A 435-nucleotide genomic window follows, 5' to 3' on the forward strand; every position below is an offset into this window, starting at 1 on the left:
GTGGCCAGCGGTGCCGCCGCGACCGTGAGACGGTCCAGTGTCGCGGTGTCGATCGGCCCGTACAGCAGTGTGTACTGGTCCAGGTAGTACCGGAAAAGGCATGCGGCGACCCACTTCTGGAGACGTTGCGCGTTGCCGCTGTAGCGGACCGGGCTCTCGGGTGTGGAGTGCACGGCTGCGTGGACGAGTGCGAGTTCGCGGCGGTAGGCGTCGCGGTCGTCCTCGCTGCCCATCACGGCCAGGGCCAGGTACTGCCCGGGGGTGCGGGCGCGTTTTACCGGGCGGCGGCGCGGGCTGCCCGAGACGACGCGACTCTCGTTGACGCCGTGGCCGACACCGGGCAGCGCGAGCTGCATGATGATGTTTGCCACCTGGTTGGTCAGCCCCACCACGGTCAGCAGATCCGCGAGTTCCTCCGGCGTTCGCCTGCCGACC

The 435-nt window shown here is 69.4% G+C and carries 1 protein-coding gene; it reads right to left on the reverse strand.

The genetic code is table 11. The features are described from left to right. Nucleotides 1–435 (reverse strand): oxygenase MpaB family protein (locus CS062_RS25480; RefSeq protein ID WP_143742564.1); only part of this gene is annotated, 435 nt, incomplete at both ends.

The sequence above is a fragment of the Roseateles chitinivorans genome (genome assembly GCF_002761755.1).
Lineage (GTDB): Bacteria > Pseudomonadota > Gammaproteobacteria > Burkholderiales > Burkholderiaceae_C > Roseateles > Roseateles chitinivorans.